This is a genomic window from Mangrovibacter phragmitis, from assembly GCF_001655675.1.
In the GTDB taxonomy this organism is placed as follows: domain Bacteria; phylum Pseudomonadota; class Gammaproteobacteria; order Enterobacterales; family Enterobacteriaceae; genus Mangrovibacter; species Mangrovibacter phragmitis.
This window is the reverse complement of record NZ_LYRP01000001.1, coordinates 743,099-766,778: the sequence shown is the minus strand read 5'-3', so window position 1 is coordinate 766,778 and position 23,680 is coordinate 743,099. Positions and strand designations below refer to the sequence as shown.

Genomic DNA, 23,680 nt, shown 5'->3' with positions numbered 1-23,680 from the left:
AGATTTTGCTTCATACCACGGGTATACTGATGAAAAACATCAGTAAAAACAGGTGAAAAATGGCGTCTTCTCCTTTATTGGCGGTGCAGCATGTCAGTTATCAGTCCGGTAGTCAGTCTATTCTGGACGACGTTTCCCTTGCGGTGCAGGCGGGTGAATGCCGCCTGATTACCGGCCCTTCCGGGTGCGGCAAGAGCACTTTATTGAAAATCATTGGTGGCTTACTCATGCCCGATAGCGGCACGCTGGTACTGAACGGGCGCGCCAGTGACGCATTTACGCCGGAAGCCTGGCGCCAGGCGGTGGGGTATTGCACCCAAACCCCGGCTCTGTTTGGCGACACGGTGTATGACAACCTGGCGTTTCCCTGGGTTTTGCGCCAGAAAAAGCCGGATAAAGCCCGTTTACGCGCCGACCTGGCAACAGTAAACCTGGCGGAAGATACCCTGGAAAAATCAATACAGTCGTTATCTGGTGGGGAAAAGCAGCGTGTTTCTCTGATTCGTAACCTGCAATTTTTGCCACAGGTATTACTGCTGGACGAAATTACCAGCGCACTGGATGAAGAGAACAAACAAACAGTACATAAGCTGATTGCCGGGTTGGTAAAAGAACAACACCTGGGCGTGTTATGGGTGACGCACGACACCAGCGAACTGCGTGAACTGGGCGATGTAATTACGTTGCCGGCACGCCTTAAGGAACAGAGCGAACAGGAGGGATGCCATGAATCAGCATAACATCACCAATGAATCGCTGGCGCTGTCTTTGGTGCTGGTGGTGGTCGCAATAGTCATCAGTAACAGAGAAAAGCTGGGGCTGGAGCGGGATATTGTGTGGAGCATTGCCCGCGCCATTGTGCAACTGGTAGCCGTTGGCTATGTGCTGAAATACATATTTGATGTCAACCACGCACTGCTGACGGTACTGATGGTGTTATTTATCTGCCTGAATGCGGCGTGGAATGCCAAAAAGCGCAGTAAATATATTGATAAGGCCTTTGTCATTTCGTTCGTGGCCATTACCAGTGGGGCAGTGCTGACGCTCAGTGTGCTGGTGTTTACCGGGTCGATTGCCTTTGTGCCCATGCAGGTTATTCCGATTTCCGGGATGATTGCCGGTAACGCGATGGTGGCGGTGGGGTTATGCTACAACAACCTCGGCCAGCGGTTCTCTTCAGAACAACAGCGGATCCAGGAAATGCTCAGCCTGGGCGCGACCCCGAAACAGGCTTCGGCGCAATTAATTCGCGACAGTATTCGTGCCGCGCTGATTCCAACGGTGGATTCAGCAAAAACGGTGGGGCTGGTGAGCTTGCCTGGTATGATGTCCGGGCTGATTTTCGCCGGTATTGACCCGGTAAAAGCAATTAAATACCAGATAATGGTGACATTTATGCTGCTATCGACAGCGAGTCTCTCAACTATTCTTGCCGGGTACCTGGCATACCGCCGCTTCTACAATGAACGCCATCAGTTGCAGGTGCGGGTTCAGGGGGCAAAACCTGCAGTTAAATAATTTTCAGTAGTGTTTCCAGTAAGCCGGGAAACAGCGCATCCAGGTCTTCCCGGCGCAATGAAATCAAATTTTCCCGCCCTTGTGGGCGCTGCCAGATAATGCCGCTGTCGCGCAGTACGCGCCAGTGGTGAGTCATAGTGGATTTCGCCACATCACGCCGCAGTGTGCCGCAGGCTTGTTCACCCTGTTCAGCAAGGCTTTTCACGACATCAAGACGGATAGGGTTGCCCAGCGCCAGCAGGACATTTTCAAGGCGAATTTGTTCTCGTTCGGGATGGTGCTTCATAGGCTTCCTGTGGTCTGTTACCCGCCGCGAGCGGCGAGGGCGTAATATACCTGAACACCCTGTCTCTTGCTATGTATGCAGGGTGGTGAGTTTTGACAAATAACAACAATGATAATAATAGTTCGATTATACTCGTACAGTTGTACTATGATGTGTTTCATTGATGAAGCGCAGAAAATGGTTTCTGCGCGAAAAACTGGTCTTACAGACTAAGGACGCATTATGCCCCGACCCATCCCCCTCGAACGTTATCGCAATATTGGTATCTCGGCTCATATTGATGCCGGTAAAACCACTACCACGGAACGTATCCTGTTTTACACTGGCCTGAGCCATAAACTGGGCGAAGTTCATGATGGCGCGGCAACAACCGACTGGATGGCCCAGGAGCAGGAACGTGGAATCACCATTACATCGGCTGCTGTTACCTGCTTTTGGCCGGGTATGGACCACAATTTCGAGCCACACCATATTACGATTATCGACACCCCAGGCCATGTGGATTTCACCATAGAGGTGGAGCGTTCCATGCGCGTGCTGGATGGTGCCGTTATGGTGTATGACGCCGTGGGCGGGGTGCAGCCCCAGTCTGAAACTGTGTGGCGCCAGGCGAATAAATACCATGTGCCGCGCATTGCGTTTGTTAACAAAATGGACCGCCAGGGTGCTGATTTTCTGCGTGTAGTGCAAATGATGAAAGACCGCCTGCATGCTAACCCGGTGCCGGTTACGTTACCCATTGGCAGTGAAGAGCGCTTCACCGGCGTGGTGGACTTAATCAAGATGCACGCAGTGTACTGGGATGAAGAAAGCCAGGGGATGACGTTCCGTTATGAACCCATTCCAGAGGAGCTTAAGGCGTTAGCCGGTGAGTGGCGGGAAAACCTGTTGGCTGCGGCGGCTGAAGCCAGTGAAACCTTGATGGACAGTTACCTGGAAAGCGGTGAGTTACCTGAACAGGCTATTTTCGATGGCCTGCGTGCCCGCACTATTGCCGGTGAAATTCAGCCGGTATTGTGTGGTAGCGCGTTTAAAAATAAAGGTGTGCAACTGCTGCTTGATGCAGTGGTGACATTAATGCCGTCGCCGCTGGATATTCCGCCAGTGAGTGGGCTGGATGAGCAGGAAAAAACGGTAACCCGTGCCGCCGATGAAAATGCGCCATTCTCTGCACTGGCCTTTAAGCTGATGACCGACCCGTATGTGGGGCAGTTAACCTTTATCCGGGTGTATTCCGGTACGCTGCATAAAGGCGACCAGGTGTACATTCCGGGGACTGGCAAAAAAGAGCGTATTGGCCGTGTTGTGCAAATGCATGCCAATAACCGCCATGAGGTGGATGTGCTGTATGCCGGTGATATTGCTGCCTGTGTGGGCCTGAAAGATGTCACCACCGGGGAAACACTGTGTGACCCGGCCGCGGTACTTACTCTGGAGCGCATGGTGTTCCCGGAACCGGTTATTTCACTGGCAATTGAGCCGAAAACCCGTGACGACCAGGAAAAAATGAGCCTGGCGTTACAGCGGCTGGCGGCAGAAGATCCGTCATTCCGGTTACGGACAGATGAAGAATCTGGCCAGACGATTATCTCCGGCATGGGTGAGTTACACCTGGATATTATTGTCGACCGCATGAAACGAGAATTTGGCGTGGAAGCCAGAATTGGCCGCCCGCAGGTCACTTACCGTGAAACGCTGCGTAAAGCGGTAAGCGATGTGGAAGGTAAATTTATTCGCCAGTCTGGTGGTAAAGGGCAGTACGGCCATGTAGTTATCAGCGTTGAGCCTCAGGAGCCTGGCGCGGGTTTTGCCTTTGCCGATGCCACCAAAGGCGGCGTGGTGCCGAAAGAGTACATTCCTTCTGTGGAAAAAGGTATTCGTGATGCATTGGCAACCGGTGTGGTGGCAGGTTACCCGGTGGTGGATGTGAAAGCCACGCTGACCTTTGGTTCTTACCACGAGGTGGACTCCTCGGAAATGGCATTTCGCATGGCGGGTAGTATGGCGTTTCGCGAAGCCGCCCGCCGTGCATCGCCAGTGTTACTGGAGCCAGTGATGCATGTGGAAGTGGAAACACCGGAAGAGTATGCCGGTAATGTGATGGGGGATTTGTCATCACGTCGCGGCCTGGTTCAGGGGATGGAAGAGCTGGTTGGGAGCCGCATTGTCCGGGCGGATGTGCCGCTATCGGAGATGTTCGGTTATTCAACTATTCTGCGTTCCATGACTCAGGGGCGCGCCACGTTCAGTATGGAGTTTCACCATTATGCCGAGGCGCCGGATAATGTGGCGCAGGAGGTTGTGGCGGTGCGGGGTAAAAAGTAAGGGGTTGTTTAGGTTCACCTGAAGTGTGATTGTTTCCGTTCACTTCTAGTGTCGTGGTAAATGTGGCTGCACAGCCTGTGAACGGGCTAAAGGGGCTCGCCCCCTTTGCAATCCCCGTTTTCGCGGGCGACCGGTGCAGTGTAGTACGCTCACCGGGGGGATTTCCGTTCACTTGCAGTGCGGCTGTTTCCGTTCACCTGGACTGATGTGAAGGTTCCGTTCACTTCCAGTGATGTGGTTAATGTGGCTTCACAGCCTGTGAACGTGTTAAGGGGCCCGCCCCTTAACAATCCGGTTTTTCGCGGGCAACCGGTGCTGCGCACTGCGTTCACCTCCGGGCAGTCAGCCTGCGGCCGGCTCGACTCGGCGTCCTGCCTCGTTTCGCCTTATTCCGCCGTCCGGGCGGAATAACCTTGTCTTCCTTTCTCCGGTTCACCGGTCTTACGCGAACTGTCCCTCGCTGCAAGTAGCTGTTTTTTTGTGTGGTTCGGTGTGGCTGTATGTTCTGTGTCTGGTATGTCTTTTTGATGTTTTTGCTGAGATATGACAGGCGGGTGTGGGGTGTGGCCTCTAAATCGTTGAGGCGTGCCTGGCGGGCCGGGGCTGCCTGCAGGACGCAGGCAGAGCGACGGGAGGCAGGAAGCCGACTCGGAGCGGTACCCGAACAGGCCGCCGGGGTAAGCCGAATGTCCGCGAAGCGGCGATTTTGCCGGCCACAAAAGGGGGTGCAGGGGGCCAGTCCCCCCTGCGGGCGCCGGGCGCGGCGGGTGAGAGAAAGCAGTGTGGCTGACACGGCGCGCAATTTGCTCAGTGCTGGCAGATTACTGTTACTGCGGTGACTGTTCCGCTCACTTGCAGTGTGGTTGTTTCCATTCACCTGGACTGATGTGAAAGTTCCGTTCACCTGAAGTGAGGTGACTAATGTGGCTACACAGCCTGTGAACGGGCTAAAGGGGGCTCGCCCCCTTTGCAATCCCCGTTTTCGCGGGCGACCGGTGCTGCGCACTGCGTTCACCTCCGGGCAGTCAGCCTGCGGCCGGCTCGACTCGGCGTCCTGCCTCGTTTCGCCTTATTCCGCCGTCCGGGCGGAATAACCTTGTCTTCCTTTCTGCGGTTCACCGGTCTTACGCGACACAATACCCTCGCTGCGAGTGGCTGTCTTTTTGTGTGGTTCGGTGTGGCTGTATGTCCTGTGTCTGGTATGTCTTTACTTGTTTTTTGCTGCGGGTTTATTGGTAGGGGGCAGATTTGTGACGGCTGTTTTATTGAGATTATAGTGAATTCATTATAGTCTCAATTATAGCGAATTCACTATAGGTTCACTATGTGGGAAATCATAACAACGGAGTGTTTTGATAAGTGGTTTTTGGGGCAGGAAGATGCTCTCAGAGAGTCGGTTTATGCCGCTATGGGGGTGTTGGAGAAATTCGGTCCTAAATTGGGCAGGCCGTATGTTGATACATTAAAAGGTTCTTCTTTTGCAAACATGAAAGAACTGCGTATACAGCATGCTGGTAATCCTGTCAGAGCGTTTTTTGCTTTTGATCCCACCCGGCAGGCAATCGTCTTGTGTGCTGGTGATAAAACAGGGTTAAACGAGCAACGTTTCTATAAGGACATGATCAGGCTGGCTGACTCGGAATACCGCAAACATCTTATGAAACTGGAGAAATAGTTATGGCGACTTACAGAGAACTCCTGGCTAAAGAAAGCCCTGAAATGCAGGCGCGTGTAGCTGAGCGGGTTGAGACGGCCAGTATCCAGATTGCGCTTAGTATGTTGCGTGAAGAATTGAATATTTCACAGACAGAGCTGGCTGCGGCTATGGGGGTAAAACAACCTTCGGTTGCCCGAATAGAACAGGCTGGTAATGATCCGCGGCTTTCTACACTGAAGCGCTATGTGCAGGCGTTAGGGGGTGAGTTAAGTCTGGATGTGACGCTGCCGACAGGTAAACGGGTTGCTTTTCACCTGTGATTGGTTGCTGTGAACCTGATGCTGATGCGCTGACCTTGTGTGGTTTTTCCGTTCACTTTTCACTGTGTCAGTGTGGTGAAAGTTCCGTTCACTTGCAGTGGGGTCAGTGTAGCGTGTTCCGTTCACCTGAAGTGATGCGCTCAATGTGGCTTCACAGCCTGTGAACGTGTTAAGGGGCCCGCCCCTTAACAATCCGGTTTTTCGCGGGCAACCGGTGCTGCGCACTGCGTTCACCTCCGGGCAGTCAGCCTGCGGCCGGCTCGACTCGGCATCCATGCCTCGTTTCGCCTTATTCCGCCGTCCGGGCGGAATAACCTTGTCTTCCTTTCTGCGGTTCACCGGTCTTACGCGAGCAGGCCCTCGCTGCAAGTGGCTATTTTTTTGTGTGGCTCGGTGTGGCTGTATGTTCTGTGTCTGGTATGTCTTTTTGATGTTTTTGCTGAGATATGACAGGCGGGTGTGGGTGTGGCCTCTAAATCGTTGAGGCGTGCCTGGCGGGCCGGGGCTGCCTGCAGGACGCAGGCAGAGCGACGGGAGGCAGGAAGCCGACCCGGAGCGGTACCCGAACAGGCCGCCGGGGTAAGCCGAATGTCCGCGCAGCGGCGATTTTGCCGGCCACAAAAGGGGGTGCAGGGGGCCAGTGCCCCCTGCGGGCGCCGGGCGAAGTGGGTGAGAGAAAGCAGTGTTGCTGACACGGCGCGCAATTTGCGCAGTGCTGGCAGATTACTGTTACTGCGGTGACTGTTCCGTTCACTTGCAGTGTGGTTGTTTCCGTTCACCTGAAGTTAAGTGGCTAATGTGGCTGCACAGTCAGTGAACGGGCTAAAGGGGGCTCGCCCCCTTTGCAATCCCCGTTTTCGCGGGCGAGCGGTGCAGTGTAGTACGCTCACCGGGGGTGGTTATTTCCGTTCACCTGAAGTGATGCGCTCAATGTGGCTTCACAGCCTGTGAACGTGTTAAGGGGCCCGCCCCTTAACAATCCGGTTTTTCGCGGGCAACCGGTGCTGCGCACTGCGTTCACCTCCGGGCAGTCAGTCTGCGGCCGGCTCGACTCGGCATCCATGCCTCGGTTCGCCTTATTCCGCCGTCCGGGCGGAATAACCTTGTCTTCCTTTCTGCGGTTCACCGGTCTTACGCGAACTGTCCCCGCTGCAAGTAGCGGGTTTTTTTGTGTTGTGCTGAGTGGCTGTAAGTCCTGTGTCCGGTACATCTTTTTGATGTTTTTGCTGAGATATTACAGACGGGTGTGGAGTGTGGTCTCTAAATTATTGAGGCGTCCGTGGCGCTGCACTTTCATAACACCATCACGCACTACAGTGGTGCACCCCGGTAGTGTAGTGGCAATAAATGGAATATGTACGAAACTATGAAAAAGATTTTAGAAACATATCACTAAAGAAAAAACCTGTTAACTGGCATTACTTTTGCTTTAGTCGGGTTGCATGGCCTCGCCCCGTATTGGGCCTGGCAGGCAGCGTCGCCGTTCATGCCGTTGTACCTCCACGCTGGCGTCTTTGTAAGGCGCAGTGAAACTAACAGAATTCAGGCAAAGAAGCCCCGCAGCTCAATGAGCTGGCGGGGCTTTTTTATGCCTTTGGAGTGACAAATATGAGTAAACTTAAACAGTGGTTCCAGGGGCCACAAGATATTACTGAAGCCGAAGCGGTGGAAGATTACGCCGTTGGCCGGGTGCCAAAGCACTACCGCTGGCCAATACCTGCCATTATTTTGGTGTTGTTGGGTAACTCAACTGCTATGTTCTGGTTCAGCCTTGGGGCAGATATGGGCAACCTGGTGGGCTGGCCCACTATGTTACTGCCGATTGGTTATATGGTGGTGTTCGCAACCATTATTGGTTCCTGCATCATGAAACTGGCGAGCAAAGAAGGGTTATCGCTGAATCTTATGACCCGGGGCCTCGGTTTTGGGTATATGGGCTCCGCGTTTACCTCGGCCATTTATGCCATCAACTTCATTTTCTACTTCCTGTTTGAAGGCACCATTGTTTCCCATGCCATTGCTAATTACTCCGGGGTGGAAGTGAATTCACTGGCTGGTGTGATGATCTTTGCCTGCACAGGCCTGGTGGCAATTTGGTTTGTGTGGAAAGGCATGTCATCAATGCAGTTCTTGCAAACCTGGGGCGTGCCCATTTTTATTCTGCTGTTCGGGTTTTGTATCTACCAGTTGACTCATCATTACGATGCCGTCGGGCCATCAGGCTGGCATGCCAGTGGTGAAGTGAACAGCACATCGTTGTGGCTGGTTATGAATATGGCGAATGGGCAGATTGTTTTCCAGGGGTTGATGGCAACGGACTATGGACGCTTTGCAAAGCCTGGTGTGACTCATAAAGGCACCGCGGGCATTATGTTGGGGATGTTGCTGCCCATAGTGGTAGTGATGCTGTTTGGTGCGTTTCTGGCGTACACGCTGATGCCGCATATCGACAACCCCAACCCGTTCTCGCTCGCAATGGACCCGGGATTTGTGTTCCCGTTCATCCTGGCACTGGTTGGTGTGGTGTTTGCGGTGATTACGCAAATTCGTATTAACGTGCTGAACCTGTATTCCGGTTCAATAGCACTGTCCAATACCATGGATATGGCATTTAACTACCGCCCAGGACGCCAGTGGTGGATGCTGTTGGTCTGGTTGCTTGGTGTGGTGTTCTACATCTGCAATATTCTGCAGTATACCGGTACCTTCTTGTCTATTACCGGTATTTTAACGAATACCTGGGTGTTTATTATTCTGGCGGACTACCTGGTTTGCCGTAAATTACTGAACCTTGCTCCCTCTGATTTTGTGGAATACCGCAAAGAGTACCTGCACTCATGGAACCCGGCTGGAGTGTTCGCGTTGCTGATTGCCGTGGCAATTGGTGCCGCCGGTATTCTGGGCGCTTACCCAATGTATTACGCCTCGTTTATCTCCATGCTGGCTGGCCCGGTGCTGCATGTTGTTTTCAGCGTAGCAACCCGTGGCCGCTACTACTTCACACAATTCCCGCAGGATGTCGTAACCAACTGGTCACCTTCACAGTCCAGCCTGTGTCCGGCTCCCAATAAACAGTCTGCTACGGAGATGAACTAATGACAGTAAAGGTTGCAGCGATTCAGTTTGAACCGACGATGTTTCGCCAGGAAGAAAATATTCAGGCGTTGCTGGCTTTATGTGAACAGGCCGCAGAGCAGGGCGCGAAACTGCTGGTTATGCCAGAGATGGGGGTAAGTGGTTACTGCTGGCAAAACCGTGAAGAAATTGCGCCTTATGTGGACACTATCCCTGGCAAGACAACCCGGCGCTTTGCCGCGCTGGCAGCACGTTATGACTGTTACCTGGTGCTGGGTATGCCAGAAGTGGATGTCGAAACCGGGTTGTACTACAACTCGGCGGCGCTAATTGGTCCGTCCGGCGTAATTGGCACTCACCGTAAAACTCACCCGTATATTTCTGAGCCGAAGTGGGCGGCAAATGGCGACAAAGGGCATGCAGTATTTGAAACTCCCGTCGGGTGTATTGCCATGCTGATTTGCATGGATATCCATTTTATTGAAACAGCCCGCCTGGCCGGGGTGCAGAATGCCGATGTTATCTGCCATATCAGCAACTGGCTGGCGGAACGGACACCGGCACCGTATTGGATTAACCGGGCCTGGGAAAATGACTGCTACCTGATTGAAAGCAACCGCTGGGGGCTGGAGCGCGGTGTGCAGTTCAGCGGCGGCAGTTGCGTGATAAACCCGGATGGCAGTATTCAGGCCTGTACCGACAGTGGCGACGGTATTGTGCTGGGTGAGATAACGCCGGGGCGTGGCGAAAAAGCCCCTCGTGTCTGCCAGCGCCGCCCGGAAAAGTACCTGGAATTGATGAATGACAGTTACACCTGGAACCCACTGGATTTTTTCAACCTTTACCAGCGATCTTCACTGCCGGACGGGAAAGTCTCTGAAATTGCTGTCGGGCAGTTTACCCCACAACATGATGTGCAACATAACCTGGCGCATATCCGCCACCTGGCGACTGCGGCACAGGAAAAAGGGGCTGAAGTCATGGTGTTCCCTGAGTTTTCACTCTCGGGACCATACCAGGGGCCTGCGCAGGCATTACACCTGCACGGGGCTGAAGTGGCAGCACTGGTTCAACTGGCTGTCAGCCTGAAAATGACACTGGTTACCGGGTTGGTTGAAGCTGATGCCGGGCAATGCTTCAACACCGCGGTTGCGGTTGGCCCGGCGGGTATTCTGGGTGCTTACCGCAAAATCCACCTCAGCGAAGCAGATAAAACCTGGGCAATACCCGGTGATAAATGGGTGACGGTGGATATCCCCTGTGGAAGGATGGGGTTACTGATTGGTGAAGACATTACTTTCCCGGAAGCCGGGCGTATTCTGGCTCTGCGGGGGTGCGACCTGCTTGCCTGCCCGGCGGCAATGGGCGAGCCCGCGCCGGGCGCTCATGGTGGTTCAGAGATACCACACAATTACCCCATCCCGCGCGGTGCCGATAAATATCACTGGCTGGTTCCGCGCGTGCGTGCCGGGGAAAATAACTGTTACCTGGCCTGGGCGAACAGTTACCAGCCCGGTAAATCCCTGGGCCTGAGTGGTATTTTTGGCCCGGATACCTTTGCGTTCCCGCGCCATGAAAGCCTGTTGCTGGATGAGCAGGGGCTGGTAACCTTAACTATGGATACCAGCAACCTGGATACGCCTTACCCCACCAATGTGGTAAGGCGCAAGGACCTGGTTGCGATGCGCCAGACAAATGGCTACCTGCCACTGATTAAAGCCAGGCAGGAACCGCTGTAAGCGGGTGTTACCCTGGGCCGTTGGGCGCTATGCCCCGGCCTGTTTTTACCCGGAGGATTCGTGATTTCAACCCCCGATTCATTGAAGGCAGAAGAGAAAAAAACCGTTGTGCCGGTAGGGATCCTTTATTCCCTTTCCGGACATTACGGTGTTATCGGGCGTGAGATGCTTAATGGCATTCTGCTGGCAATAGAAGAGGCGAATGCGTCGCCTGACTACAATTTTACCCTGGCTCCGGTGGTGCTTAACCCGGCCGGTTCGCTGGAAAAATACGCGGAATACTGCCGTGAATTATTGCATCGCCATGGTGTGAAACACATTGTGGGCTGCTATACCTCGGCATCACGCAAGCAGATCCTGCCACTGATTGAAAGTGCCGATGCGTTGTTATGGCATTCAGCACGCTATGAAGGTTTCGAAAGCAGCAACAATGTGATGTACCTTGGTGCCGCACCTAACCAGCACGTTATCCCCATGATTAAATATGTGCTGGAGCAATATGAACCTCAAATTTACCACGTTGGTTCCAATTACGTCTGGTCATGGGAAATTGACCGTATCACCCGCGAGGCAATAGAGCCAGTGGGAGGGGAGCTGTTGGCAAGCCGCCTGCTGGCGCTGGGTGAAACCGATGTTCAGGCCGTGATTGATGACATCATTGAAAAACGCCCGCCTGTGGTACTGGTCACTCTGGTGGGTGTCACTGCATACCGTTTCTACCAGGCATGGCACGCAGCGGCAGCAGAGCATGCCTGGCTGCGTTCTCCGGAACGCGTGAAACTGAGCCTCACACTCTGTGAACCTGAAGTGGATATCGTGGGCAGCGCCGCACTGGAGGGCTACCTGGTATCTGCCGTTTATTTCCAGAGTATTGAGCGCGAAGAAAACCAGCGCTTTTTGCAACGTTATCGCGAGCGTTTTGGTGAGCACAGCTCGCCTTCCGTGGATTCCGAAGCGGCCTGGTTGAGCGGGCATTTTCTGGCGCGGGCCATTGCCCGGGCACATTCTGCCGATGTCGCTGATGTACGCCAGGCTGTGTATCAGGACGTAATTGAAGGGCCAGGAGGGTGTACACGAATTGACCCGGAAAATAACCATGCCTGGCTAACGCCCCGCCTTGCACGCTGCGGTGCCGATGGCCGTTTTCAGATCTTGTGGCAGTCACCTGAGCCCGTGAAACCCGACCCCTGGCTAACCTGGGTTGACCTGAATGAACTGGTGGAGAACCCGTCTCCGCTGGAGCAGGAGGGCGGATGAGAAAAGATACCTGGCGAGTGCGTGGGTTGTCTCTCGGGCTGGTGGGGTGTGATGAGCAAACAGCACAGAACCTTGAGCAACAGTGCCTGCGTTTGGGTATGAAAACCCGGCGGTTGGTGGCATCTTCCCTTGACAACGATAGCGCGCAAGTTGATGCGCTGATTTTTGACAGTGATAACCCGGATTTGAACGGTGGCGACGCTTTTCCCTGGCCTGTGTTGCCCCGAATCGCGCTGCTTGGCAACGAAACGCCATCCCGCCTGCAATGGGTGATTGCCCAGGGGATTGACGGGCATATGCGTAAACCCGTGCGTTACGATGGGCTACTGACTGCGGTTTCGCTGGCGTTGCATAACTGGCAACATCGCCAGTTGCTTGAAGCCAGTGTACAGAAAATGGAAGAGCGCCTTAAGGCCAGGCGCTTTGTCTTTTCTGCACAACTGTTACTTATGCGCCACTTTACGCTGGATGAAAACTCGGCTTACAGCAGGTTAAGAACCCTGGCAATGGAACAGCAAAAAACCGTTGAGCAATTCAGTATTGAGCTGGTTAGCCAGTCAGAAATACAGCTAGGCGCATTGAGTGGGAAATAGCTGAACGGGCACAGGTTTATCGAAAGAAAAACCTGTGCCATCAGACTAAAAATATCGCATTGTTACCAGGGCAATGAGCCTGACTGGGGCGGCATGTTACTCGTTATTGGTCGCCGGTGTTTTCATCAAAAACGCAACCACGGCAGACAACAGGCAACCGGCCATCAGGTAAATTGCCACACTGTGCCAGGCACCCTGTGAGAAGGTGACCAGGGCCGCAGCAATAAACGGCGTAAAGCCCCCGCCAATCACACTGGCAACCTGGTAGCCAACACCGGCACCACTGTAGCGGTAGCTGGCGCCAAACAGCTCAGTAAAAATGGGTTGCTGAACACACACCACCATATCATGCGCCAGGTTTGCCAGCAGCAGGGAGCAAATGATAATGCCAGCAACCGAATGAGCTTCCAGAGCCATAAAGAAAGGAAACGCACTGGCCGCGCCAATCAGTGCCCCGGTTATATAAATCCGTTTACGTCCATATTTATCGGCCAGCAGGGCGAACAGTGGAATGGTGAAACAACTGATCGCCCCCACACACAACCCAACATTCAGGAACAGCTCCCTGGGCATGCCGAGGTTAACTGTGGAGTAATTCAGCGCAAAGGTAGTAACGATATACATCGTCAGCAATTCACACAGCCGCAGGGCGATAATCAGTAAAAAACTCCCCGGGTGGCGGCGAATCGCTTCTATTACCGGCAACGTGCGGCGGGCAGAGGCCGGTTTTGTTACCGCCTGTTTTTCAAATTCGACAGATTCTTCCATGTCGTTACGAATACGCCACGCGGCCAGTACCAGAACCACACTGAACAGGAACGGAATACGCCATCCCCATTCAAGGAACTGACTGTCATTGGTGAAGTGGCTAATAAGAGAAACCAGGCCCGTAGAGAGCAATAACCCCACGCCATAACCTACCTGGACACCACTACTATAAAAGGCTTTTTTGCCAACAGGTGCGTTTTCAACAGACAGCAGCGCCGCGCCACCCCATTCGCCACCAACGGCAAAACCCTGAATAGCACGCAGCAATACCAGCAGGGCAGGAGCCCACCAACCGATAGAACCAAAAGACGGCAGCAAACCAATACAGGCGGTTGACAAGCCCATCAACCAGACGGTAAGCATGAGCATGCGTTTGCGGCCAAGTAAGTCGCCAAAATGCCCAAAAATAATACCGCCCAGCGGGCGAAACAGAAAGCCCACGCCGAAGGTGGCAAATGCTGCCAGAGTACCCATCGCCGGGCTTATTTGCGGGAAAAATTCATGGTTGAAAACCAGTGCCGCAGTAATGCCATAGAGTAAAAAGTCATACCAGTCTACCACTGCGCCTGCGAAACTCCCCCAGGCTGCCCGTTTTGCGCGTGACAATGCAACGGTATGCTCTTCATAAGCAGAAGAGGCAAGTGTTGTATCCATAGTTATCCTGTCTTGTTACATCATTTGTAGTTATAGGTTTTGATTGGTGTCGTAAATACTCACAAAGTTATTGCCAAAAAATAAGGCTTGCTTATGAGACTACCCTGACTGGACGTGAGAGAAAACAGTTTTAGCGAATAAATCCCGCCAGGTGCCGGATTTCCGTTAATGGTAAGAGTTAATGCATTTTTTAAAGACTGAAAATGGCAAAGGAAAATAACGTGTGAGCCGAAAAATGCAGCGTGTTTTAATGTAAACACTTCTGCATGCGGAGAAAATCGCCAAAATAGGCGTAGGTGGCCAACAAGCCAAAACCTTTCATTGATTATGGCTACTCAACTCAGCAACTGGCTTGTATGATGTCGCCCTTTACCGCGTAGTGGTAGCGTTTTACCAGCAGGCGTTTTACCTTGAGTGTGTCATGCCGGGTGGTGTTTGCCTGATTTGCGGAAAAATCTCGAAAAAGTTGCTGAGTGTGGTTAAATCACAACTTCGTGTTTTGACAACTCCTGGCTGGTTATTGGGTGTTAAAGCATCATTATTCAGATGCGCACTAATAAGTTCTCTGTTTAAAGGGGATACAGATATGTCCGAAGCGCGAAAATGGCGGGCAAAAAAACGGTTTCTGTTTTCAGTTTTCCCATTATGCGTGTTCGTTGTTTTTATGTGTGTTGTTTCCTGGGGATACCGGGTACTCCAACAAAGAGTCATTGATAACAGTGCGGTTATTATTCTTAACCGTGTTTCGGAAGTGGCGGAAGAATTTCGTAGTGCGTTAAATCATCTCAATAACAAATATAGCGATGTGAGTTGTACCCCGGATACAGTCAGACAGCTAAAAAATGATTTATGGAAGTATGAGTTTATTCGTGAAATTGGCATCTCGCACCATGGTTTGATGACCTGCACATCGTCTGGTGCGGTGCTTCCGCCTGTTCAGGTGCCCGTTCCCCAGGTGGTCACGCAAATTGGCACTGGGTTGATGTTCAATAACGCGTCTTTGCTGGGCAAGGGAATAGCTACTGATGTGATAACCCGTGGTGACATTGTGTTGTTTGTTTCCCCGATGATGATGGAAACGATGGACCGAAATGTGCGTGAGCATGGCCTGATGCTCTCACTGGTTCAGGAAGAAACCGGCAAAGTCATCCGTCAGTCTGGTACGCTGCCTGTCGGTCGCTTGTATGACAGGCTGGGTCTGAAGCGCCATGTCTATGGGATCGAACGCTGTGGGCCCAAAGGTAGTATGTGCGTGCGAATCAGTGCTGTCCTTAACGATGTGACAGATTTACCTGCATGGGGTCTGGTGGCACTGGTTAGTACCGGGCTGGGTGTGGGGCTGGCGGCCAGTTATCTGCTGTTCTTCTACCGTCGCCGCCGGGTGTCTATGGATGTCAGGCTGAAGAGAGCCATCCGGAATGAAAACTTTTCACTGGTCTACCAGCCGATTGTCCGCACGATAACCGGGGAAATAGTGGGGTTTGAGGCACTGATTCGCTGGCGTGATTCATTGCTGGGTGATGTTTCGCCGGATATCTTTATTCCCCTTGCAGAGCAGACCGGGCAGGCGCAGGCAATTACCCGTATAGTGACAAAGATGGCACTGCGTGAAATTAGCGAGACACTGAAAAAACATAACTTGTTTGTCAGCATTAATGTGATTCCGGATGATATTCGCGATGTCACATTTATTGATTATCTGAGCGAATTAGTGAATGTCGTTGGCTTGTCGCCACATCAGGTCGTGCTGGAAATCACAGAGCGTGCTAATGCATCCACAGAAGATGTGGATGTGGGCATGCGTGTATTACGTAACCGCGGCTTCAATATCGCTATCGATGATTTTGGCACCGGTTATTCCAATATCTCGTGGCTCACCAGCAACAATTACGACAAAATTAAAATTGATAAATTTATTACCGATGCCATCGGTACAGATTCAATCAATAACAAAACCCTGATGAACCTGATTGTGCTGTTACGGGAAATAGAAAAAGACATTGTTTTTGAAGGTGTGGAACATCTTTATCAGGTGCATTTTATCTCCCGTGAGATCCCAAAAGCCTTTTCTCAGGGCTGGTACTTTTATCGCCCTCTGGATAAAACAATGGCTGCGTCAGTCGTTGCCAGCCATTAATGTGGGTAACCGTTCGGGCTTCCCCGGTTAACCATTGCCGGGGAATAAACAAACCGGGTTAAATCTGGCGAATTATCTGCCTGGCGGCAGCCTGGTGTTTACTGATAAGTTCAGGAATATCCAGGCCGATAATTTCGCCATTGGTAACACGCCACTCCCCGGCAACCATCACGCGGTCTGCCTGTTGTGCTCCACACAATATCAGGGCGTCCAGGGGCGAGTGGCTGCCGCTGAATGCCAGCCCTTGTGGGCGGAAGAGTGCCAGGTCTGCCTGTTTTCCTGGCGCAATTTCGCCTATATCTGTGCGCCCCAGCAAGCGGGCTGAGCCGGTTGTTGCCCAGCCAATGACGCGCTCTGGGGTGATAACCCCGGCACCATAGCGCAGGCGCTGCAAATACAATGCCTGGCGTGCTTCGGACATCAGGTTGGACGCATCGTTAGAAGCCGAACCATCCACGCCCAGGCCTACCGGGCAGCCAGCCTGCTCCAGTTCCACGGTGGGGCATATCCCTGAGGCCAGGCGCATATTGGACACCGGGCAGTGGCAAATCCCCACCTGAGCAGCACCCAGCCGGGCAATTTCTTGCTGATTAAAATGAATGCCGTGCGCCAGCCAGACCCGGGAACTCAGCCAACCCACATCTTCAAGGTAATCCACACAGCGTTGCCCAAAATGGGCCAGACAATATTGTGTCTCATCGTTGGTTTCACCCAGATGGGTATGCAGGCGTACATCCAGCACTTCTGCCTGGCGGGCAATTTCCTGCATTAATTCACGGGTAACCGAAAACGGGGAGCAGGGAGCAAGACCAATCTGGATACGGGCACCTGGCCCACGCTGGTGGTAACGTTTTACTAAGCGCAGGCTATCTTCCAGAATGGTATCGCTGTCCTGAATGGTGTGGCGCGGTGGCAGGCCACCCTGATCTTCGCCCAGATTCATGGAGCCTCGCGTCAGTAAGGCGCGCATACCCAACTGGTTAACGGCTTCAATTTGAATATCAATGGCAGATTCCAGCCCACCGGGGAATAAATAGTGGTGGTCGCTCACTGTGGTACAACCGGAAAGTAATAACTCCGCCATTGCCACCTGGCTTGCCAGTGCGAGTGCTTCTGGTGTCAGCCGTGCCCAAACCGGGTACAGCGTTTTCAGCCAGGGAAACAGGGGTTGGTTAACCACGGGTGCCCAGGCGCGGGTCAGGGTTTGGTAAAAGTGGTGGTGGGCATTAATTAACCCAGGCAGAACCACATGCTCGCGGGCATCAAACACGACATCGCAAGGGCGTGCGGGTTGCCCACCCGCCGGGATGACTTCATCAACCAGGTTACCTTCCACCACGATACCTCCGCGGCCATCACAGTGAGTGGGAAGGGCGATTGCCAGCGGGTTTTTTAACCAGATACGTTGAGCGGCCATGAGTGGCTCCTGTCTGTATTCACGCGCAAAATACGCGTTGTTAAACAAAGGGTGAGCCAGCTCAGTTATGCCCTGTCTGCTGATCCAGGGGTTCAGGTGAACAGGGCGATATTAAAACGTTTGCCAGAAAAGGCAAGTGGGGAACCTGCCCGTTGCAATGGTACCTGGCTCACCTCCCACCCGGTTTCTTAGCTGATTACTGTTAACGGTGATTTTTGTGTTAACGGGTGGCATACCGTGCGGTTTATGTTTACTGTCACTGAATAAAAAGTGATTAAACAGGAGAGACAATGTCTGGAGAAACCAACCTGGAGCGCCTGCTGGCTTCTGCATCACCACGCCATAACCCTGGCCGTTATGTTTTTTGCACGACCAATACATTACCGGAACAGTTAGCGACTCACGCAGTGGTTGTGGTGCGTGAGCAGGAAGGCATTACGCTGGTTTTACCGGAAGATGTTGCCCGTGAATCCGGCTTCCCGTGCGACTACGTGGCAGCATGGATAACTCTTGAAGTGCACTCATCTTTGGAGGCCGTTGGGCTGACGGCTGCGTTTTCTCGCGCGTTAGCCGCTCAGCAAATAAGTTGTAATGTGGTGGCCGGGTTTTATCACGACCACCTGTTTGTTGCTGCTGAAGATGCGGAGCGTGCGTTAAGCGTTCTGCAAAACATGGGAAAATCATAAACTGCCACTGGTGTAAAAGGCACCGGGTAAAACCGGGCCTTCACCGGGAACATGCCTCATCAGAAGGCGGTTTCTATGGTATCGGTAACACAATAATTTTCATCCACCATCGGCAGATAACGCCATTTATCAAAGGCGGTGCAGGGATGCGAAATTCCACAACCCACCCAGTCGCCAGGTTGCAACACTTCACCTTCCGGCAGGATGAGGTAAGCGTGCTGGTCGTTGACTTCACTAATGCGCAGGTGTTCAGCCTTGCGCGGATTTGCGCCGTTACTGTCACGCAACCATAGTGGGTTGGGTAAATCCTGGTCGAAGGGGACATCCCGGCGGCCAAAATCAACAAATGCCAGACCAGGCTCCGGGCGTGACAATACCCGCCCCCAAATTTCCAGCGCGGGCATAAAGTGGTGGGTGGCGCCGGGTTGTGCGAAAGGTGCAATACGGGAATACAGCCCATTATCATGGGCCATGTAAGCGCCAGAACGAATTAATGGCACCACAGGCAGTGGCAGGCTGGCATTTTTAAAACAGTGGGTAACCACATCAAACCAGGCGCCGCCACCGGCACTCAGAATGATGGTATCACTACTGAATAACTGGGATTGCGCCAGTACGCGTGCTGTATCTACCAGCATTTCACAATACTGTTGTATTTGCGCAATACCTTCAGCGTTACGCCCGGCTCCCAGTGCGCCTTCATATCCCGCCACACCAACCAGGTTAAGTACCGGGCTGGACTGGATGGCCCGGGCAATTTCCAGCGCCGCCTGTTGAGAGCGGCAACCAGTTCGCCCCCCGGAGACAGACATTTCCAGTAGCACGGAAACTGGCGTCGTGCCCAGGTTTTGTTCCAGCAACTGCACTCCGCGCAATGAGTCAACATAGCAGAGAAAACTGTGATCAGGGTGTTGCTGCTGCCATTGCCCAATCCAGCGAATGCCTGCCGGGTCAACCAGTTCGTTTGCCAGAAAAACGTTACGGATACCAAACTGGCGTAATGCACGCACCTGAGCGGGGGTTGCTGCACTCAAACCCCAGGCACCACCTTCAGTAATTGCGCGCCGTAAAATTGCCGGAGCCATCGATGTTTTACCGTGAGCCGCCAGCAATACGCCATTTTCTTTACAGAAAGCGGCGAGTTGTTGCAGGTTGTTCTCCAGCGCGACTTGTTTCATCACCATCATGGGTGAAAAGGTGGCGCTGCCATCCAGAACCTGTGTGCCGGGAACCAGTGGGGTATTACCTGCGCCAGCAACAGATTTGAAGTGCGGCACTTCCTGAATTGGGTCCAGTTGCCCGTCAACCTGTAGTGGAAATGTAATCGACATAGTTTCTCCCGGAATCAATGTTCAAGTACGCGCGATAAAAATTGCTGAGTGCGAGGGTTCTGCGGATTAACAAACAGTTGCTCAGGTGAACCTTGCTCGGCAATGATGCCCTGATCCATAAATACCACCCGGTCTGCTGTTTTCCTTGCAAACCCCATCTCATGTGTGACGACAACCATGGTCATTCCATCGCGGGCAAGGCTGCGCATCACTTCCATCACTTCACCAACCAGTTCAGGGTCAAGTGCTGATGTTGCTTCGTCAAAAAACATGATTTTAGGTTCGACGGCCAGAGCCCGCGCAATGGCGACACGTTGCTGCTGCCCCCCCGACAACTGCGCCGGATAATGGTTAGCGCGTTCAGCAAGGCCAACACGCTCCAGTGCAGCCATACCACGCTTATTTGCTTCAGATTCAGGCATTTTTTGCGCTTTAATCAGAGCCAGTGTGACGTTGCCTAATGCGGTTTTGTGTGGAAACAGATTGAATTGTTGGAAAACCATACCAACATGTCCGCAAATCTCACGGCTACGTTTACTGTCATGAAGGGGAACATCGTTGACCCAGATCTCACCGCCGTCGGCATGTTCAAGGCCACTCATAATGCGCAATACCGTACTTTTCCCTGAGCCGGACGCACCAATCAGCACCAATACTTCACCGGGCATAACATCGAGGCTTATCTCTTTCAGTACCTGTGTCGAACCGAAAGATTTGGTGATGCGGCTCAGGCTGATAGCAGATTTATTCATGATAACTGGCTCCTGGTTTGGTGATGCTGAACCCAATAAGAAAACGGAAAACAAATAATGAAATAGAACAGGGCAACCAGACTGTAAATCACCACGGGCTGGCCGATGCGGTCGACAATGGCTTGCCCCTGGTGCATCAATTCAGACATACCTATCATGCTGATAATAGAAGTATCCTTAATCAACGACAGGTATTGGCCCACTAATGGTGGTAATACGATTCCCCGTGTTTGAGGCAGAATGACGCTGAAGAATGTCTGGCGTTTGGATAAGCCCAGAATCCATGAAACTTCCCACTGACCTTTTGGTACAGCTTCAATCCCTGCCCGGAATATCTCGGCAATATAGGCGCCGGTATAAATACTGAGCCCTAAAATACCGGCTGCGAGCAGGTTTATCTCATAGCCGAAATAAGCCACACCGAAGTAGATAAACATCAGCGTAATCAGCACAGGTGTACCACGGAAAAGCTCGGTGTAAAGCAAGGCAATCTGTTTCGCAACCGGCAACTGGCTGGTGCGTAAAATAGCGGCAAGCAGGCCTGTTAGCGTGCTACCAATTATTGCGGCAATAGAGAGCAGAAGTGTGGTACCTAACCCTTTCAGCAGCATGGGAAATGCACTGAGAATAATATCTGTCATAATGCTGCCCCCCGTTTAAATGGATTAATGCGCTTTAGTTTTAACAGATTGCCTGTGGGCTTTTTTACCGGAGACATCAGCGGGGGATTAAACATATGGCGCCCCACCTGGTTGCCAACCCATGAAAACAGGTTGCTCAGTAACAAATAAATTGCGGCAACAATGGTAAACGTCTGGACATAGAGCAGGGTGCGGGCATTTATTACAGTGGCTGTTCCGGTCAGTTCCGGCAAGGCAATAGCTGACAGGAGTGAAGTGCCTAACAACAACTGAATAAGGTTATTGATAATGGCGGGCCACACCGCCCTGAGTGCCTGGGGCAGCACTACGCTCAGGAAAATTTGCCGCCGGGGGATCCCCAGAACCCATGCGGCTTCCAGTTGCCCCCTGGGTACAGACTGGAACCCGGCGCGGAAGACTTCAGACAGATATGCCCCAATGTTAATACCCAGAGCCAGAACACCGGCGGTGAATGCACTCATGGTGATGCCCAGAGAGGGCAGCCCGAAGAACACAATAAATATTTGCAGCAGAACCGGGGTATTACGAATAAATTCTACATAACAGTGGCTCACCCAACGAACAGGTGCGAATGCTGATGATTTGGCCAGCGCCGCCACTATGCCAAGCAGTAGCGATAGCGCAAAAGCCAGCAGGGTGACTTGTAATGTCAGCCATGCTGCGGAAAGAAACGTACTCCCGTAATGCCACAACGTCAGCCATTGATAACTCATTCTTCACTCCTTACTGTGGCGCACTTGTTGTGCGCCGCATGAGGTCAATATTGTGGGTTCAGAGGGTAACGTGGTTTGCTGCCAAACCATTTTTGATAAAGTTTGCTGTTTTCGCCGGAGGCATTAATTTCAAACAGAAACTCATTTAAATAATTAACCCAAACCTGGTCGCCTTGTTTCACGCCAAACGCGTTGTATTCCAAAGGCACCAGGGCTTCGTTGGTTACCGTGAGCGTAGGATCGAGGCTCGCCTGATAAGCCAGAAAGTTGTTATCTTCAATCATGGCGTCGGCCTGGCCTTGTTTCACAGCCAGAATGGCTGCCTGTGATGAGTCGTACTCCTGAATTTTGACATTAATACCCAGGTTGCGGACTTCATCGCCATTTGTTGAGCCTTTAACGGTAGCAATCGTTTTTCCACCCATATCCTGAGCAGAATGAATACCGCTATTTTTCCGAACCAGCATGGCCTCGCTGGCAACAACATAAGGCTGTGTGAAACTGATTTCTTTCGCACGCTCAAGATTGCGGGTGAAATTGCAGAAAACGACATCGACCTTATTGGTTTGCAGATTAGGAATGCGGTTGGCGCTGGTGGTATTCACCACTTCCAGTTTTACCCCCATCTGTTTTGCCAGTGCTTTTGCCAGGTCAACATCGTAACCATCCGGGTTTCCTTGTTTGTCGTAGAACCCGAATGGTGCAAAACTCAGGCAATCGCCCACTCGCAAAGTGCCGCGTTGCAGAACTGTTTTTAACGCAGATTGCGGCTGGGCATTGTCGCCCGTTTTTTCTTCTGTGGGTGTGCAGCCTGCCAGTGTTACTAATATCAATGCGCTGGCAACCACAGTGGCACTGATTTTCAGGGATGGTATATTCATTTTTATGCTCTCTTATTGGATGGAGGTGATATAAAAAATTATTTCACAGCAAAATGAAAATCATCAAAACAACTGGTAAAGATAATTATAAAATCCAAAGGGTGCCCTGGTGTTGGCGTAATATATTAAAAGTATGCTGGTGTTAAATTTAATAAAAATAATTATTTACGGTCTGAGCGGAAGCACTTCATATCCACTTCTACTTTGCAGTCAACAACCAAATCCTGAACACTGCAGATGCGCGCAGGAGGTGTGCCACTGAATATTTCACTGAATACCTTGTTGAACGAACTGAAATAACGAGCGTCAGTAAGTACAGCCGTTACATGTACCACATCTTCTACCTGGAACCCGGCTTCACGCATAATGGTGAGGCAGTTCTCAAAGGCCAGCCTGCTTTGTTCAATGATACTGCCTTCAACCACTTCCCCATCGCGCATAGGGGTCTGACCGGAAATAAATAACCAACCATCGGCTTCAACAGCGCGGGCAAAAGGCAGTTTTTGCCCGCCAGTACCAGTGCCACCTTCAATGCCATAACGTTTTATTGTCATGCAAATTCGCTCCTTTCATGACAGGAAAAATATGCCCAGAATTAACTGTATATTTCATTGTCTGATATACCAGACTAATGTCTGCGATACCGGATAGAGCAAGGTTTGCACAGCTATTTTTCTTTTGCAATAGCTTCAGGTGAAATTAATTAATTTTTATCAGATGGAATAAAATAATAACCGGAGCAATCAGGCAGGTAATTTCATTTAAATAGATGGATTTTGAGGTTTAATTATAAAAGCACTAAAATGAGGCACCAATAAAGAGCATAAGGCAATTCTGTGACCTGTGCGACATAAATAAAATATGGCTCCAAGGTGTGTAATATGCCGATGGCAGTGTATGATGCTTCTC

Annotated in this window: 20 protein-coding genes; 11 read left to right on the top strand and 9 right to left on the bottom strand. The window is 52.0% G+C overall.

The features are described 5' to 3' along the window. Positions 1-59 precede the first annotated feature (59 nt). The gene (gene fetA, locus A9B99_RS03555; protein WP_064594669.1) at positions 60-740 is read left to right on the top strand and encodes an iron efflux ABC transporter ATP-binding subunit FetA; all 681 of its coding nucleotides are present in this window, start codon (positions 60-62) and stop codon (positions 738-740) included. After that, positions 727-1,518, top strand: coding sequence for an iron efflux ABC transporter permease subunit FetB (fetB, locus tag A9B99_RS03550; RefSeq protein WP_064594666.1), 792 nt, complete (start codon positions 727-729; stop codon positions 1,516-1,518). The genes fetA and fetB overlap by 14 nt, the downstream gene beginning before the upstream one ends. On the opposite strand, the gene A9B99_RS03545 is transcribed toward fetB, so the two are convergent. Further along, entirely contained in the window at positions 1,511-1,804 is a 294-nt protein-coding gene (locus A9B99_RS03545) for an ArsR/SmtB family transcription factor (protein ID WP_036113737.1), read from the bottom strand. The two genes, fetB and A9B99_RS03545, sit on opposite strands and share 8 nt — an antisense overlap. Positions 1,805-2,026: 222 nt before the next feature. Between A9B99_RS03545 and fusA the strand changes: the two genes are divergently transcribed. From fusA to A9B99_RS03505, 7 genes are all read left to right on the top strand, one after another. Beyond that, the gene (gene fusA, locus A9B99_RS03540; protein WP_064594664.1) at positions 2,027-4,129 is read left to right on the top strand and encodes an elongation factor G; all 2,103 of its coding nucleotides are present in this window, start codon (positions 2,027-2,029) and stop codon (positions 4,127-4,129) included. A gap of 1,324 nt (positions 4,130-5,453) precedes the next feature. Then, positions 5,454-5,804, top strand: coding sequence for a type II toxin-antitoxin system RelE/ParE family toxin (locus A9B99_RS03530; RefSeq protein WP_064594660.1), 351 nt, complete (start codon positions 5,454-5,456; stop codon positions 5,802-5,804). Between the two features lie 2 nt (positions 5,805-5,806). Beyond that, on the top strand, positions 5,807-6,106 hold the full coding sequence (locus A9B99_RS03525; protein WP_064594657.1) for a helix-turn-helix domain-containing protein: 300 nt from the start codon (positions 5,807-5,809) through the stop codon (positions 6,104-6,106). Between the two features lie 1,608 nt (positions 6,107-7,714). Beyond that, positions 7,715-9,202 (top strand): purine-cytosine permease family protein, encoded by a 1,488-nt coding sequence (locus tag A9B99_RS03520; RefSeq protein ID WP_064594655.1) that lies wholly within the window; start codon positions 7,715-7,717, stop codon positions 9,200-9,202. After that, positions 9,202-10,920, top strand: a complete 1,719-nt coding sequence (locus A9B99_RS03515) for a nitrilase-related carbon-nitrogen hydrolase (protein WP_064594652.1) — start codon at positions 9,202-9,204, stop codon at positions 10,918-10,920. The genes A9B99_RS03520 and A9B99_RS03515 overlap by 1 nt, the downstream gene beginning before the upstream one ends. Before the next feature lie 60 nt (positions 10,921-10,980). Next, entirely contained in the window at positions 10,981-12,177 is a 1,197-nt protein-coding gene (locus tag A9B99_RS03510) for a transporter substrate-binding domain-containing protein (protein WP_231889146.1), read from the top strand. Further along, complete coding sequence (locus A9B99_RS03505; RefSeq protein ID WP_064594650.1) at positions 12,174-12,770, top strand: ANTAR domain-containing response regulator; 597 nt, start codon at positions 12,174-12,176, stop codon at positions 12,768-12,770. The genes A9B99_RS03510 and A9B99_RS03505 overlap by 4 nt, the downstream gene beginning before the upstream one ends. A gap of 96 nt (positions 12,771-12,866) precedes the next feature. Here the strand turns inward: A9B99_RS03505 and shiA are convergent, their stop codons facing one another. Further along, complete coding sequence (shiA, locus tag A9B99_RS03500; protein WP_064594648.1) at positions 12,867-14,192, bottom strand: shikimate transporter; 1,326 nt, start codon at positions 14,190-14,192, stop codon at positions 12,867-12,869. A 586-nt stretch (positions 14,193-14,778) separates the two neighbouring features. Here shiA and A9B99_RS03495 point away from each other — a divergent pair. Beyond that, the gene (locus tag A9B99_RS03495) at positions 14,779-16,329 is read left to right on the top strand and encodes an EAL domain-containing protein (RefSeq protein ID WP_197499249.1); all 1,551 of its coding nucleotides are present in this window, start codon (positions 14,779-14,781) and stop codon (positions 16,327-16,329) included. A gap of 58 nt (positions 16,330-16,387) precedes the next feature. Here the strand turns inward: A9B99_RS03495 and A9B99_RS03490 are convergent, their stop codons facing one another. Further along, positions 16,388-17,746, bottom strand: a complete 1,359-nt coding sequence (locus A9B99_RS03490; protein ID WP_064594643.1) for an 8-oxoguanine deaminase — start codon at positions 17,744-17,746, stop codon at positions 16,388-16,390. A gap of 290 nt (positions 17,747-18,036) precedes the next feature. On the opposite strand from A9B99_RS03490, the gene A9B99_RS03485 reads away from it, so the two are divergent. Then, a complete protein-coding gene (locus tag A9B99_RS03485) occupies positions 18,037-18,432 on the top strand; it encodes an ACT domain-containing protein (protein ID WP_064594640.1) in 396 nt (131 codons plus the stop codon). A 59-nt stretch (positions 18,433-18,491) separates the two neighbouring features. Here the strand turns inward: A9B99_RS03485 and A9B99_RS03480 are convergent, their stop codons facing one another. The 6 genes from A9B99_RS03480 to A9B99_RS03455 all read right to left on the bottom strand — a co-directional run bounded on the left by A9B99_RS03480 (position 18,492) and on the right by A9B99_RS03455 (position 23,325). Next, entirely contained in the window at positions 18,492-19,763 is a 1,272-nt protein-coding gene (locus A9B99_RS03480) for an alanine racemase (RefSeq protein WP_064594638.1), read from the bottom strand. Positions 19,764-19,777: 14 nt separating this feature from the next. Then, complete coding sequence (locus A9B99_RS03475) at positions 19,778-20,515, bottom strand: amino acid ABC transporter ATP-binding protein (RefSeq protein WP_064594637.1); 738 nt, start codon at positions 20,513-20,515, stop codon at positions 19,778-19,780. Further along, positions 20,512-21,156 (bottom strand): amino acid ABC transporter permease, encoded by a 645-nt coding sequence (locus tag A9B99_RS03470; protein WP_064594635.1) that lies wholly within the window; start codon positions 21,154-21,156, stop codon positions 20,512-20,514. The genes A9B99_RS03475 and A9B99_RS03470 overlap by 4 nt, the downstream gene beginning before the upstream one ends. Continuing rightward, entirely contained in the window at positions 21,153-21,890 is a 738-nt protein-coding gene (locus tag A9B99_RS03465) for an amino acid ABC transporter permease (protein WP_064594633.1), read from the bottom strand. The genes A9B99_RS03470 and A9B99_RS03465 overlap by 4 nt, the downstream gene beginning before the upstream one ends. A gap of 44 nt (positions 21,891-21,934) precedes the next feature. After that, positions 21,935-22,771, bottom strand: a complete 837-nt coding sequence (locus tag A9B99_RS03460) for an ABC transporter substrate-binding protein (protein WP_064594632.1) — start codon at positions 22,769-22,771, stop codon at positions 21,935-21,937. 161 nt (positions 22,772-22,932) lie between these two features. After that, positions 22,933-23,325, bottom strand: a complete 393-nt coding sequence (locus A9B99_RS03455) for a RidA family protein (protein WP_064594631.1) — start codon at positions 23,323-23,325, stop codon at positions 22,933-22,935. Positions 23,326-23,680: the final 355 nt, after the last annotated feature.

What these genes read in the sequence shown, in the direction of transcription:
- A9B99_RS03505 (WP_064594650.1), top strand. Translation starts at nt 12,174, where the DNA reads ATGAGAAAAGATACCTGGCGAGTGCGTGGGTTGTCTCTCGGGCTGGTG.
- A9B99_RS03470 (WP_064594635.1), bottom strand. Translation starts at nt 21,156, where the DNA reads ATGACAGATATTATTCTCAGTGCATTTCCCATGCTGCTGAAAGGGTTA.
- A9B99_RS03455 (WP_064594631.1), bottom strand. Translation starts at nt 23,325, where the DNA reads ATGACAATAAAACGTTATGGCATTGAAGGTGGCACTGGTACTGGCGGG.
- A9B99_RS03495 (WP_197499249.1), top strand. Translation starts at nt 14,779, where the DNA reads ATGTCCGAAGCGCGAAAATGGCGGGCAAAAAAACGGTTTCTGTTTTCA.
- A9B99_RS03545 (WP_036113737.1), bottom strand. Translation starts at nt 1,804, where the DNA reads ATGAAGCACCATCCCGAACGAGAACAAATTCGCCTTGAAAATGTCCTG.
- A9B99_RS03490 (WP_064594643.1), bottom strand. Translation starts at nt 17,746, where the DNA reads ATGGCCGCTCAACGTATCTGGTTAAAAAACCCGCTGGCAATCGCCCTT.
- A9B99_RS03465 (WP_064594633.1), bottom strand. Translation starts at nt 21,890, where the DNA reads ATGAGTTATCAATGGCTGACGTTGTGGCATTACGGGAGTACGTTTCTT.
- A9B99_RS03525 (WP_064594657.1), top strand. Translation starts at nt 5,807, where the DNA reads ATGGCGACTTACAGAGAACTCCTGGCTAAAGAAAGCCCTGAAATGCAG.
- A9B99_RS03480 (WP_064594638.1), bottom strand. Translation starts at nt 19,763, where the DNA reads ATGTCGATTACATTTCCACTACAGGTTGACGGGCAACTGGACCCAATT.
- shiA (WP_064594648.1), bottom strand. Translation starts at nt 14,192, where the DNA reads ATGGATACAACACTTGCCTCTTCTGCTTATGAAGAGCATACCGTTGCA.
- A9B99_RS03515 (WP_064594652.1), top strand. Translation starts at nt 9,202, where the DNA reads ATGACAGTAAAGGTTGCAGCGATTCAGTTTGAACCGACGATGTTTCGC.
- fetB (WP_064594666.1), top strand. Translation starts at nt 727, where the DNA reads ATGAATCAGCATAACATCACCAATGAATCGCTGGCGCTGTCTTTGGTG.
- fetA (WP_064594669.1), top strand. Translation starts at nt 60, where the DNA reads ATGGCGTCTTCTCCTTTATTGGCGGTGCAGCATGTCAGTTATCAGTCC.
- A9B99_RS03520 (WP_064594655.1), top strand. Translation starts at nt 7,715, where the DNA reads ATGAGTAAACTTAAACAGTGGTTCCAGGGGCCACAAGATATTACTGAA.
- A9B99_RS03485 (WP_064594640.1), top strand. Translation starts at nt 18,037, where the DNA reads ATGTCTGGAGAAACCAACCTGGAGCGCCTGCTGGCTTCTGCATCACCA.
- fusA (WP_064594664.1), top strand. Translation starts at nt 2,027, where the DNA reads ATGCCCCGACCCATCCCCCTCGAACGTTATCGCAATATTGGTATCTCG.
- A9B99_RS03530 (WP_064594660.1), top strand. Translation starts at nt 5,454, where the DNA reads ATGTGGGAAATCATAACAACGGAGTGTTTTGATAAGTGGTTTTTGGGG.
- A9B99_RS03475 (WP_064594637.1), bottom strand. Translation starts at nt 20,515, where the DNA reads ATGAATAAATCTGCTATCAGCCTGAGCCGCATCACCAAATCTTTCGGT.
- A9B99_RS03460 (WP_064594632.1), bottom strand. Translation starts at nt 22,771, where the DNA reads ATGAATATACCATCCCTGAAAATCAGTGCCACTGTGGTTGCCAGCGCA.